Source organism: Sporolactobacillus sp. Y61 (genome assembly GCF_040529185.1).
Lineage (GTDB): Bacteria > Bacillota > Bacilli > Bacillales > Sporolactobacillaceae > Sporolactobacillus.
Map to the genome: position 1 here is coordinate 1,539,277 of NZ_CP159510.1, position 12,607 is coordinate 1,551,883.

10 protein-coding genes and 1 pseudogene are annotated in these 12,607 nt (G+C 52.5%); 6 read left to right on the top strand and 5 right to left on the bottom strand.

All coding sequences use genetic code 11. The annotated features are described in order from the left end of the window. Positions 1-198: 198 nt before the first annotated feature. Positions 199-1,488 (top strand): MFS transporter, encoded by a 1,290-nt coding sequence (locus ABNN70_RS07385; protein WP_353949312.1) that lies wholly within the window; start codon positions 199-201, stop codon positions 1,486-1,488. 873 nt (positions 1,489-2,361) lie between these two features. Here ABNN70_RS07385 and ABNN70_RS07390 read toward each other — a convergent pair. Both ABNN70_RS07390 and ABNN70_RS07395 read right to left on the bottom strand, forming a co-directional pair. After that, entirely contained in the window at positions 2,362-3,192 is an 831-nt protein-coding gene (locus ABNN70_RS07390) for an ABC transporter permease (RefSeq protein ID WP_353949313.1), read from the bottom strand. Beyond that, positions 3,189-4,175: an ATP-binding cassette domain-containing protein gene (locus ABNN70_RS07395; RefSeq protein WP_353949314.1), complete on the bottom strand. Its 987-nt coding sequence runs from the start codon at positions 4,173-4,175 to the stop codon at positions 3,189-3,191. The genes ABNN70_RS07390 and ABNN70_RS07395 overlap by 4 nt, the downstream gene beginning before the upstream one ends. Positions 4,176-4,448: 273 nt before the next feature. Between ABNN70_RS07395 and ABNN70_RS07400 the strand changes: the two genes are divergently transcribed. Beyond that, entirely contained in the window at positions 4,449-5,348 is a 900-nt protein-coding gene (locus ABNN70_RS07400; protein WP_353949315.1) for an ROK family protein, read from the top strand. 69 nt (positions 5,349-5,417) lie between these two features. Here the strand turns inward: ABNN70_RS07400 and ABNN70_RS07405 are convergent. Continuing rightward, positions 5,418-6,835, bottom strand: a pseudogene (locus ABNN70_RS07405) (NAD(P)/FAD-dependent oxidoreductase). 233 nt (positions 6,836-7,068) lie between these two features. Here ABNN70_RS07405 and ABNN70_RS07410 point away from each other — a divergent pair. Genes ABNN70_RS07410 through uraH form a run of 4 tightly spaced genes read left to right on the top strand, consistent with a single transcriptional unit; the run spans position 7,069 to position 10,787 of the window. Beyond that, positions 7,069-8,247: an amidase gene (locus tag ABNN70_RS07410; protein ID WP_353949316.1), complete on the top strand. Its 1,179-nt coding sequence runs from the start codon at positions 7,069-7,071 to the stop codon at positions 8,245-8,247. A gap of 23 nt (positions 8,248-8,270) precedes the next feature. Further along, positions 8,271-9,893, top strand: a complete 1,623-nt coding sequence (locus ABNN70_RS07415) for a PucR family transcriptional regulator ligand-binding domain-containing protein (protein WP_240697350.1) — start codon at positions 8,271-8,273, stop codon at positions 9,891-9,893. A gap of 24 nt (positions 9,894-9,917) precedes the next feature. Continuing rightward, positions 9,918-10,445, top strand: a complete 528-nt coding sequence (gene uraD / locus ABNN70_RS07420; protein WP_353949317.1) for a 2-oxo-4-hydroxy-4-carboxy-5-ureidoimidazoline decarboxylase — start codon at positions 9,918-9,920, stop codon at positions 10,443-10,445. Between the two features lie 6 nt (positions 10,446-10,451). Continuing rightward, positions 10,452-10,787: a hydroxyisourate hydrolase gene (gene uraH / locus ABNN70_RS07425; RefSeq protein WP_353949318.1), complete on the top strand. Its 336-nt coding sequence runs from the start codon at positions 10,452-10,454 to the stop codon at positions 10,785-10,787. Positions 10,788-10,905: 118 nt separating this feature from the next. On the opposite strand, the gene ABNN70_RS07430 is transcribed toward uraH, so the two are convergent. Both ABNN70_RS07430 and ABNN70_RS07435 read right to left on the bottom strand, forming a co-directional pair. Continuing rightward, entirely contained in the window at positions 10,906-12,243 is a 1,338-nt protein-coding gene (locus ABNN70_RS07430; RefSeq protein WP_353949319.1) for a nucleobase:cation symporter-2 family protein, read from the bottom strand. Positions 12,244-12,297: 54 nt separating this feature from the next. Further along, positions 12,298-12,558, bottom strand: a complete 261-nt coding sequence (locus tag ABNN70_RS07435; protein ID WP_353949320.1) for a ferredoxin — start codon at positions 12,556-12,558, stop codon at positions 12,298-12,300. Between the last annotated feature and the right edge of the window lie 49 nt (positions 12,559-12,607).

The window sequence follows — 12,607 nt, forward strand, 5'->3', positions numbered from 1 at the left end:
TATGGCTCTGAAGCAGGCACCATAACGCCGGGGGTTATGCATGAACGGTTTATATTGAGCTTTCAGACTGCTTAATCATTTGCACCGTGGACAGATTCGTAAGCATTCGGTAATTTTTAGAGCCTGCTGCTGAAGTATGTTTCAGACCTGCTTCAAGCGGCAGGCTTTTTTGTGTGAACAGGGACAGGAGAGATCGATTTGAAATGGAGCGACTGGGATATTAATCTCAAAGTTCGTTTAATTGGTGAAGGAACTTTTAATCTTCTATTCTGGATGTTCTTTCCTTTCATGGCTATTTATTTTTCTAAACATTTCGGGCAGGAGACGGCCGGGTTGCTGTTGATTCTGTCACAGTTTATCGGGACGGTGATCGGTCTGTTCGGCGGGTACTGTGCTGATCATTTTGGCAGAAAAAAGATGATGGTTTTTTCCGGAGCCGGCCAGGCGGCGTGCTTTATTTTCTTTGCGCTGGCTAACTCTCCCTGGCTGGAGTCACCGTTTCTGACCTTTATCAGCTTTTCACTGCTCGGTCTGTTCGGACAGCTGTACTGGCCGGCGAGCAGTGCGATGATCGCGGATGTCGTTCCTGAGAAGTATCGGCCGGGTGTCTTTGCTATATTTTATACGTCAATCAATGTCTCGGTGGTGATTGGTCCGCTGCTCGGAGGCTTCTTTTTTTTCAAACACCGATTTGCCCTGCTTGTTGCCTGCACCATCGTCAGTTTTATCCTGCTTCAGGCCCTGAGAGTGTGGATTCACGAGACAGTCCCGCAGTCGGCTGCTGCATGTAAAAAAGAAAACGGATCATCTGGATGGATTCCCTTTCTAAAAAATCAGTTTCGGGATTATGGTGTGATTCTCAGAGATCGTATTTTCCTGCTCTATATTCTGGCCGGTGTGCTGGTGGCACAGACTTTCATGCAACTTGATATGCTGATCGCCGTCTATACTTCTGACAAGGTGCCGGATCAGACACTTTTGTCCTTTGGCGGGTGGTCTTTCACCGCCTCAGGTCACCAGCTGTTCAGCCTGATGGTTTCGATGAACGGACTCTGTGTAGCCCTTTTCACCGTGCTGGTTACGAAATGGATGGCGCGATACCGGGAAGGCGGAGTATTCATGATTTCTTCCCTGTGCTATGGTGTGGCGATGATTTTAATGGGATCGACAGTAAATGCGTGGCTGCTGCTTTTTGGTATTGTGCTGTTCTCATGGGCGGAACTGATGACAGTCGGCGTTCAGGACAGTTTTGTTGCAAAACTGTCACCGCCTGAATTGCGCGGACAGTATTTTGCCACATCCGGGTTGCGTTTCTCGCTTGGCCGGACGATTGCCCCGATTGCTATTCCGATGACCGTCTGGTTTGGTTATCCAGCAACCTTTATCATTCTGGCTGCGGTGGCGTTTCTTGGCATGATGCTCTATGGGGTTCTCTTTGCGATGTTTTACCGGAGACAGAGAGTATCCTTAGCATCGAAAAATGTGTAATGAATGATTAAGGGAGCTTCTCCTGATACCAGGAGAAGCTCCCTTTATTTATTATGAAAAGTGGATTTCAAGGTGAAAGACCCACGGCGGTGGGCAGTCAGAATGCTGCTTATCTAACGGGGGGCGAGGAATTCAGTCAGTTACCCGGATAATTCAGCGGGGCTCCCGGATATTCCAGCCGGTTTACCCCTTATTTCAGCCGGGGGCGAGGAATTCAGCCAGATGCCCCTGTTTATCAGCCGGTTGCCCGGATAATTCAGCGGGGTTCCCGGATAATTCAGCCGGATGACGCCATAATTCAGCCGGGGAATGGAATTCAGCCGGTCCCCCGGATAATTCAGCGGGGTTCCTGGATAATTCAGCCGGTTCCCCAAATAATTCAGCGGGGATCCGGGATATATCAGCCGGTGTGCGCTTTATTTCAGCCGGGAAAATGGAATTCAGCCAGTTACACTGGTTTATCAGCCGATCCCCCGGATAATTCAGCGGGACTCCCAGATAATTCAGCCGGTGTGCGCCTTATTTCAGCCAGGGAATGGAATTCAGCCAGTTGGCACTGTATATCAGCCGATTCCCCGAATAATTCAGCGGGACTCCCGGATATTTCAGCCGGTATGCGCCTTATTTCAGCCGGGGAATAGAATTCAGCCGGATTACACCATAATTCAGCCGATTCCCCGGATAATTCAGCGGGGTTCCCGGAGAATTCAGCCGGATGATGCCATAATTCAGCCGGGAAAATGGAATTCAGCCGGATGACGCCATAATTCAGCTGATTCCCCAAATAAATCAGCGGGGCTCCCCGATATTTCAGCCGGAAATGGGAATTCACCCACTCTGCCGGCGAACTGGACCCGTACTGCGCGGGTCAGCCTACCGCTTGTTCCGATAAAGATACATTGTGATCGGTGCAAAAATCAGAACAAGGATTGCAGAAGACAGCAGCACCCAGATGATGTCTGCGGAAGCTGCGCGTCCCTGCATCAGCCCGCGCGCGGCGGTGGTCAGAAGCGAGACGGGGTTGACGTCGACAAAAGCACGGAGCCAGTCGGGCATCGTCGAGGGATCGACAAAAATATTGCTGGCGAAGGTCACCGGAAACAGCAGGGTCATACTGATCCCCATGACGGAGTTTGGTGTCCTCAGGATCAGCCCCAGTACAGTGAACACCCATGAAAGGCTGAACGAGAAAATCAAAACTAGTACAATGGCAAGAATAACGCCGATCAGTCCGCCTTCCGGGCGAAAGCCGAGAATCAAACCAAGAAGCATGACAATCACCGAGGCAATCGTATAACGGAACGTGTCGGCCAGCAACATGCCGACGAGCGGGGACGGGCCCCAGACCGGCAGCGAACGAAAGCGGTCGAAAATCCCTTTGGAGATGTCCGTGTTCAGTGCGACCCCGGTATAGACTGTCGTAAAAACGACGGTCTGGACGAGAATACCCGGGAGCAGAAATTTCAGATATTCACTCGTTGACCCGGCGAGCGCCCCGCCAAACAGATACGTGAACATCAGCGTAAACATCACGGGGAAAAAGGTGACGTCCAGCAGCTGCTCGGGAACATATTTGATTTTCAGCAGAGCGCGCCACGTGAATGTCAGCGATGCGGACAGGGCGCCGGCACGCGGCGGGCGCGTCTGTCCGGAAAAGGCCTCTTGAAGCCGGGATAATTTTTCCTGTGAGTCATTTGTTGTCATGCCTGTACCTCCGCTGTCTCTTTTTCATCCTCCGCCGGCAGACCGGTCAATGTCAGGAATACTTCGTCCAGACTGGGCTGCCCGAGCGAGAAACTGTTGATACGGATCCCCGCCTGACTCAGAGCAGTGAGTGCCTCCGGTGCGCGTTCCGGATGGTTCATTCGCGCGGACAGGGCGGCAGGGTCGGAGGCAAGCTGAACCGGTACGTCCAAATGCTCCGTTAACAGACGCTGCGCCTCCGGTCTTTCATCTGCACTGCTCAGCCGGACATGAAGCACACCGGAACCGATCGACGCTTTCAGCTCACTGCTTGTTCCCTCTGCAATGATCTGTCCCTGATCGATGACGGCGATCCGGTCTGCCAGCTGATCGGCTTCCTCCAGATACTGTGTCGTCAGGAGCACGGTCGTTCCGGTTGAAACAAGGGCGCGGACGATATCCCAGATCTGATTGCGGCTGCGCGGGTCAAGGCCCGTCGTCGGCTCATCCAGAAACAGGAGATCCGGCCGGACGACGATACTTGCGGCAATATCGATCCGTCGTCTCATCCCGCCTGAATATTTTTTGACCTGCCGTTTCGCCGCTTCCTCAAGTCCAAAGGCGCCGAGCAGTTCATCGGCCCTGATTCCGGCTTTTTTCCGGGAATAACCCATCAGACGGGCAATCAGAATCAGGTTTTCTTTTCCGGAAAGGTCTTCGTCGACCGAGGCAAACTGTCCGGTCAGACTGACCCGGCGGCGCACGGAATCCGGTTCAGTCACAAGATCATGGCCGAGAATTTTTGCTGATCCTCCATCCGGCTTCAGCAGGGTCGATAGCATACGGATTGTCGTCGTTTTACCTGCACCGTTCGGACCAAGAAAACCGTAGACAATCCCGCGCGGAATGGCCAGGTCCACCCCGTCAACAGCCCGGTGTTTACCAAATATTTTCACTAGTCCCGAGGCCCTGACAGCCAGTTCTTCTTCAGTGTAGTGATCCAAATCATTTTCCTCCGATGATTTATAGATTTGCTTTTTGTCTATTATGTGTCAATTATACGAAATCTTTTATATATTCACAAACGAGAAGAAACAGAATTCGTAATAAAACAGAAAAATCAAATAAATAAGGGAATATTTATCTATTATTTATAAAAAAATGTCACATAATTACAAACAAAGTAGAGTCAAATATGTTATAATAAATATGTTGAAAAAGCGCTTACATTAATAACGGTGAGCTTACATTAATATTAGTGATTGGATGCGATAGACATGTATTTAGGCGGTATTGAAGCAGGCGGCACGAAATTTGTCTGTGCCGTCGGAGATGATCAGGGCACCGTTTTTGCCAAAGAAAAAATCGAGACAAGGGATCCGGAATATACCATGAGCCGGGTGATCAGTTTTTTTAAAAATTTCAAGATCGAATCACTCGGCATCTGCTCATTTGGACCGGTTGACCTGCACAGGGACAGTGCAACCTATGGATATATTACGTCGACGCCCAAGGCGGGGTGGGCCAATTATCCGTTTGTCCGGACAATGGAAGAGGCACTGCATGTTCCCGCCGGATTTACGACAGATGTGAACGGAGCGGCACTGGGTGAATTGGCATGCGGCGCCGCGAAAGGACTTGACGGCTGCCTGTACATCACCGTGGGTACAGGCATCGGTGCCGGGCTGATTACGGAAAACCGGCTGCTCAATGGGGTGACGCACCCGGAGATGGGCCATATTCTCCCGCGGCGTTACCGGGGCGATGACTTTGAAGGGATCTGCCCGTATCACAGGGATTGCCTGGAAGGGCTTGCTTCCGGCCCGGCACTCAAGGCGCACTGGGGGCGTCCGGCTGCCGAACTGCCGGCCAATCACGAAGCCTGGACGATCGAAGCAGATTATCTGGCACAGGCACTGATGCAATACGTGCTGATTGTGTCACCGAAACGGATCGTCATGGGCGGGGGTGTGATGAAGCAGAAGCAGCTCTTTCCAATGATTCGGAGGAGGCTGCAGGAACTGCTTGCCGGTTACATTGTCGCTTCTGAAGTAAAAGAAAATATTAATGATTATGTGGTTCCGCCTGCGCTCGGTGATAATGCCGGAATAACCGGTGCGCTGATTCTTGCCAGGCAGACCCTTGATGAAAAAAAGCAGGATAAAAAATACGCGTAATCTGAAGTATGATGCACAGGGTGCGCTTCCATTTTGGGAGCGCACCCTGTGCTATTTACACATGACAACTCAGTGGACCCCGGACCACTCAGCGGTAAATTCGGGTTCATCGTAGGCGAAATAACGGTTCAGATACGTCATTTTGTCATCCTGAAAAAGCTGACCGGCAATATCTTTAACAATTGCCGGCAGGCTGTATTTCATCCCTGAGAGAGCGGAAGCCGACAGACCGCAGCTGATCATGCCTGAATAATTATAGGCATAAAGACCGTGGAGCTGCTTTTTTCCGGCTTCATCGCGGCTCTGATAGCCAAACCCCGGACTCAGGCAGGGATGAGCATCAAGAATCGGATTGGCGATTTCCTCCGGTGCGCGGTAGCGGTCGCCCCATCTGGCAATATGTTTTTCAACCAGACGGAGTTCCGGCCTGAGCGCCGGATCCGTGCGCAGGCCGGTGCTGATGATGAGAAAATCAAAGGTGAACGTCTGATCAGGCGTGGTCACAACGGCGAGTCCGCCCTTTTCCGTCACGCTGAGCCAGGGCGAGTGAAGGTGCAGGTGGAATCCCGGTGGGAAGAAGCCCGTCTGAACATATCATTGGTCGGCGGCTGATTCAGTTTGAAAAAGTGAGCCATCACGGCATACTTTTCTGCATCGGTCAGTCTCTGAAAATGTTCGATCAGGCCGGATGGTTCCATTTGCCGGATCAGGTTAACCCGGGGCAGTTTTTTACGTCTGACAAAAATGTGGACCTCCGCGGCGCCTTCTTTTAATGCAAAATCGGCGTTGTCAAACGCAGAAGCTCCGCCACCGAGGACCGCTATTTTTTTCCCTTTCAGCCGGTCAAAAGAAATGTTTTCTGATGTATGCGCGTAGAGCCGGTGCGGCAGATTTTCCGTGACGACCGGCGGCGTATACCAGGTCCCGCCCCCCTGTATGCCGGTGGCGAGGACGACCTTCCGGGCCAGAAGGTGGTCTGTCGAAGCACCGGCGCCTGAAACATGCAGACGGAACAGACCCTCTGAAAGCGGTTCGACCAGATCGAGATGCACCTGATTCTTAACCGGGAGGCTGAGTACGTTCCGGTACCAGCGCAGATAACGCATCCAGTCCTCGCGGGGAATTTTGTCCAGCGCGTCCCAACTCTCCGCGCCATACTGGGCCACCCACCAGGCACGGAAAGTCAGGGACGGGACGCCAAAATTGACTGGAGTCAGTTCTTTCGGCGTACGCAGGGTCGCCATCCGCGCATAGGTCACCCATGGGCCTTCACGGCCTTCTGCGTTTTCATCAAGCACCAGAATATTGAAGATCCGCTCGCGCATCAGTCCGAAGGCAATACCGAGCCCGCACTGCCCGCCGCCGATAATGACCGTATCGTAGACATGTCCCTCCGGATGGCGAAGCGGGCGAACCCAACTTTTACGATTAAAATCAAGAAATGAAAGATCCTGTTTCACGCGTTCATTCAAAGTTGCGAGGGTCATTGTCCTGCCTCCCTTTTAGCCGGTCTGTTTCATTATATGACATCGTCTGTTATTTATATTAACGTCATTCTGCCATGACTTCAATTGTAAAATATCTAAATTTTCTTTAGGACATTGGGCAGATTCAACAGATATGGATTGTATCGCCCGGAATGTTCTATCGCAATGTCTGATTTTTGCAGTATAATAGATAAAAATGAAATTTCTGAAACAGGAAACGGGAGGCGGTCCGGATGAAAAAGGATTACGGCGCGTTTATTGAGGATCAAATGAATCTGGCACCGACCGGGAACGGAGATCTTCGCGGCCGGTCATTTGCTGTAAAAGATATATTTGCAATAAAGGATCACGTCTCAAGTGCCGGAAATCCGGACTGGCTGAAGACGCACCAGGCAGCCGAAGCCGATGCCCCGGCCGTTGCCGTACTGAGGAAAAACGGAGCCCTGCTGCGCGGCGTCACGGTGACCGATGAGCTGATGTACAGTCTGAAGGGGGACAATATTCACTTTCCACCGACCATTAATCCGGCTGTCCCCGATGCGTTCACGGGCGGATCGTCGAGCGGATCGGCGGCTGCCGTCGCCGGAGGACAGGTTGACTTTGCCATCGGTACCGATACCGGCGGGTCCGTCCGTATTCCATCTGCTTACTGCGGCCTGTTCGGGATTCGTCCAACCCACGGCGCGATATCGCTCGAAGGTGTGATTCCGCTTGCCCCTTCTTTCGACACGGTCGGATGGATGGCGCGCTGCGCGAAGGGGCTTGAAAATATCGGATCCTGCCTGCTTCCGGGACAGCCGCTTCGTTCTTACACCCGGTTTTATGTGCTTCAGGAAGCCTGGGATCTGATCCGTGATCCGTCCGTCAGGGAAACGCTGATGGATTTTATCAGGAAAACCTGCCCCGCTATAACGTCCCAACCGGTTCCATTGCCTGTTTCATCGCTGCCTGAGATTGCGGAAACCTTCCGGATCATCCAGGGGACAGAGGCGTGGCAGATGCATGGCGCATGGATTGAAAGGACGCACCCAGCCTTCGGGCGCGATATCGCTGGACGTTTTGAAGCGGCGTCACGGATGACAGATCATGCGCAATCTGAAAAAGCCGCCACAGTCAAGGCACAGTTCAGTCAGGCGATGGCGCGGATGACACAGGCAAACGGACTGATTTTGATTCCGACGACTTATGGACCTGCCCCGAAACGGGTGGCTTCATTTGAAGAAAGTGAACGTGTGCGGTCGCGGACGATGCAGCTGACCTGCATTGCCGGTGTTTCCGGCCTGCCTCAGCTGACGGTGCCCGTCCCGCATCTGGACGGACCGATTGGTTTGTCCTTTATTTCGGGACGGGGGACGGACCGGCAGCTGCTCAGATGGGCAGCTGCACACTTTGCCGGCACGGAAGGCGGATAAACAATAACTACGGGAGTGCTTTAATGATGAAAGTCTCCGATTTATTTCACTATCCGGCGTTCAGTGATTTCCGACTTCTGGCCGGAAAGGACGGAACAGGCCGGGAAATACGGAATGTCAACATGATGGATGCCCCGGATATCATCGACTATCTGAAGCCGGATGACTGGCTGATTACGACCGGCTATCATCTGCAGGATAATCCGGAGTTCTTCTGCCGTCTGGTGGCCCGGATGGCGGAGAAGAGCTGTGCAGCACTCGGGATTAAGACCCGCCGCTTCATCCACGGCGTACCGGCTGAAGTGATTCGGCTCGCCGATCGGTTGTCTTTTCCGCTGATTGACCTGCCCAACAGCCTTGCGCTTGTGGATATTGCCAATCAGACCCTGTCCACGATTCTTGATGCCCGGACGAAGGAACTGCAGTTCGCGATTGACACCCATCAGCAGTTTACCAAACATATTATGCGCGGAGAGGGTATCGACCGCCTGCTCAAAAGGCTGGCCGAACTGATCGGTGCCCCGGTGATTCTTCTGGATTCCTGGTCCAAAGTGATTACTTCCTCAGGCGCGGCGTCTGAGCCTGATTTTCTTTCCCGGCTCGGAAAAATGGGTCAGGTATTTTTTCAGATGAAGTCGCGTGTCACGTCGTTTTCCTTTATTGCGACACGGGAAACCTGTTCTCTATTTACACTCTATACATATAAGCGGAAAAGGTTTTTTCTTTTGATCCGCAGATGGGTACCCTCCACTGAACGGCTGATTACGCTGACGATCGAACAGGCGTCGAATGTGATTGCCTTCGAGCTGATGAAAGACGAGGCTCTGAAACAGACCGACCGAAAAGTTCGTGACGCCTTTTTTGCCAATCTGGTCAGCCGGTCATTTGCGACGGCTGAAGAAGCAGAGGGTCGGGCGAAGGAATTCGGGCTGCACCAGGGGCGGCCCTGCGTCTGTGCCGCGGCAGAACTGGATATGGATCAGACGCCGATCAGTTTCACACATTTTCAGATGGAGACAGGTGAAGAGTTTGAATACCTTGAAGGGGAAGTCGGCCATCTGCCGTTTCCGGGCCATTTATTCGTCAGGGATCATACCTGCATCCTGATTATTGAACTCATGATGAACGGGGAGCATGCCATGCGTTTTCTGAAACCGGCCCTCGCCCATATGCAGGAGCAGGTGGCGCGCTTCTTCCCGCATACGCTCTCTTTTGGCCTGAGTAATATTTTTGATGAAGTGGCCGGTATCCCGGAAGCCTTTCAGGAAGCCGTCGATGCCCTTCATGCCGGTATGCAGATGGGGCGAAGCGCGTTTATCCAGAACTATCAGTCCCGGGGCATCGCCGACCTGTTGCGGAGGCTTCCTGAAGAAGATCTCGCCAAACTCTATGAGGAGACGCTTCAGAGTCTCGCTTTTCCGAAGCGGGAGGAGGATCGGGATCTGCTCCATACACTGTATGTCTATCTGGAGTCAAACTGTCAGATTTCGGAAACAGCGAAGAAGCTCTTTGTTCATCGTAATACGGTCATATACCGAATGGACAAATGTGAACATCTGCTTGGAAAAGATTTGAAGGATCCGGATACTGTCTTTCAGCTGCGTTTTGCGCTGAGGCTGAAACCACTTCTTGGATCAAGACGGTGAAAAATACAGGACGGAGGCAGCACGATGGACATTACGACATGCAATCAGATGGATGAAGAGGCGTTTGTCCGGATGCTGGGCGGCATCTTTGAAAAATCACCATGGGTGGCGCGGGCGGTTTCAGGGAAAAGGCCTTTTCGCTCAGCAGATGACCTGTTCTCGGCCCTGGCGGCGGCCGTCCGCGGGGCTTCACCGGCCGGACGCCGGGCACTGATCAACCATCATCCGCGGCTCGGCGGATCCGGAAAGATGACGGCGCAGTCCGTGAATGAGCAGAAAAGGGCCGGCCTCAGTCAGCTGGAGAAAAAAGAAGCGGCGGATATGGCGGCATTAAACGCGGCTTATGAACAGCGTTTCGGTTTTCCATTTATTCTGGCTTTGCGCGGGAAAAAGAAGCAGGAGATTCTGATCGACATGCGACAGCGTCTGACGCACACTCGGGCCGTCGAGTTCACGACTGCTATTGAAGAAATCATCAAAATCGCCCGTTTCCGTTTTGATGACCTGTTCGATCCGGAGCGGGATCATTCCGGAAACAGGAATGGAGCGTGACAGGCAATGGGAGCATTAACGACACATATTCTCGACCTGACCCGGGGGAAACCGGCAGCGCACGTCCGGATTGACTGTTATGTCTGTGACGGGGCGTCTCTTCGCTTCCTTGGCAGCAGCATGACAAACAAGGACGGACGGCCGGACGAGCCGCTGATCCGATCATTGAAAAAGGGGCGGTATGAGCTGCATGTGCATATTGGCTCATATTTTGGCATCGAGCCGGATCGGACGTTTCTCGATGTACTGACTATCCGATTTACCGTCTCCGATCCGGACCAGAATTTTCATGTCCCGCTGCTTGTTTCCCCATACGGGTACCAGGTGTATCGCGGCAGCTGAGCACAGAAAAAGAGCACGACAGGGATTGTCGCGCTCTTTTTCATGAAAGATGGCTGAAGCCCATCAGGCGGGCTGCTCATCGTCAATATGCGCCGTGCTCTTTCTTTATTAAAGATGATCAGGATTTTGCCGCACTGGTTTCCGCGAGCACCTGGCCGGAGAGGTTGGTGGATGTCTTCTGTTCAGTGTGGCGGCCGGCATTGAAAATGATATTTAAGATCAGTGCAGTGAGACTGCCGGAGACAATGCCGTTGTTGGTCAGGATCTGAATCAGGCCGGGGAATTTGGCAAACAGATCCGGCTGAACGGTGACGCCGAGTCCGACACCAACGGAACAGGCGACAATCATCAGATTTTCCTGACGTGAAAAATCAACCTTGCCAAGCATCCGCACACCGGAAGCAACCACCATGCCGAACATGGCAAGGGTTGCGCCGCCAATCACTGCATTGGGAATCAGCACGGTCAGCGCACCGATTTTCGGAATCAGTCCAAGCGCAATCAGGCAAATCCCACAGACGATGGCCACGCTCCGGGTCTTTACACGTGTCATCTGAACGAGCCCGACATTCTGGGAAAAAGTGGTGTAAGGGAAGGCGTTAAAAAATCCACCAAGGAGAATGGCCAGTCCCTCCGCACGATAGCCCTTCTGCATATCCTTTTCATTGATCGGCTGATCGCAGATCTCACTGAGTGCCAGATAGACGCCTGTGGTTTCAATCATACTGACGATACCGACGATGGACATGGCAAGAATCGCATCAATGTGAAACGTCGGCAGGCCGAAGCTGAACGGTGAGATCAGGCTGAACCAGCCGGCCCCGGAAACGGTAGAAAAATCAACCATGCCCATGAAGGCGGCGACGATGGTTCCGGCAATAATACTGATCAGGATCGACAGGGTCCGCAGAAAGCCTTTGAAAAAGCGGTTCATGAAAATGATCAGGGCAAGTACGCCGAATCCCAGTCCGAGATTCTGAGCACTGCCGAATCCTTCAGCGCCGACTCCGCCGCCAAGGTTGTTGACGGCAACGGGAATCAGTGTAATGCCGATAATCATCACGACCGTACCGACGACAACAGGTGGAAAGAGGTGGACGATTTTTCCGAAAAAGGTGGACATCAGAAGGACAACCAGTCCGGCAACGAGGATCGCTCCGCATATACCGGCCATCCCGTACGATTTTCCAATGATAATCATCGGGGAAACGGCGGTGAAGGTGCACCCCATCACAATCGGCAGACCGATACCGAAATAACGGTTTTTCCATGCCTGAAGCAAAGTAGCGATACCGCAGGCCGCCAGGTCAATCGAGACGAGCAGAGCAAGTTCCGCTCCTTCCAGGCCCACTGAAGCCCCGACAATCAGCGGAACAATGACGGCACCGCCGTACATGGCCAGCATATGCTGGATACCCAGTGAAATGATTCTTCCCGGTTTATCTGTTGTTCCCAAATTTTTCACTCCCATTCTTAAACTCTTTGCAATCGCAGGATGTCGTTAAAAAAATCAGCTTGCCTCATTTTCTGCCTTCAGCGGATTTCCGTTGAACGGCGTATGGCTCATCTTTATCGATTCTGAAGGGCACCCCTCAAAAGCGTCTTCCACATCATCGAGCAGTTCATCCGGAATCTTTGCCGTTCCCTGATTAAGATCCAGCAGGACTTCGGATAATCCCTCCTCGTCATATCCGAATACGTCCGGCGCCGCACATCCGCATGCGCCGCAGGCAATACAGGTATCTTTATCAACGATGACGTATTTTGCCAATTCACTCACCTTCTTTTTTCAGATGATCACGGGATCAGCTTGTAAACGA

Coding starts and splice junctions, on each gene's coding strand:
- ABNN70_RS07390 (WP_353949313.1), bottom strand. CDS start 3,192: ATGACAACAAATGACTCACAGGAAAAATTATCCCGGCTTCAAGAGGCC.
- ABNN70_RS07400 (WP_353949315.1), top strand. CDS start 4,449: ATGTATTTAGGCGGTATTGAAGCAGGCGGCACGAAATTTGTCTGTGCC.
- ABNN70_RS07410 (WP_353949316.1), top strand. CDS start 7,069: ATGAAAAAGGATTACGGCGCGTTTATTGAGGATCAAATGAATCTGGCA.
- ABNN70_RS07415 (WP_240697350.1), top strand. CDS start 8,271: ATGATGAAAGTCTCCGATTTATTTCACTATCCGGCGTTCAGTGATTTC.
- uraD (WP_353949317.1), top strand. CDS start 9,918: ATGGACATTACGACATGCAATCAGATGGATGAAGAGGCGTTTGTCCGG.
- uraH (WP_353949318.1), top strand. CDS start 10,452: ATGGGAGCATTAACGACACATATTCTCGACCTGACCCGGGGGAAACCG.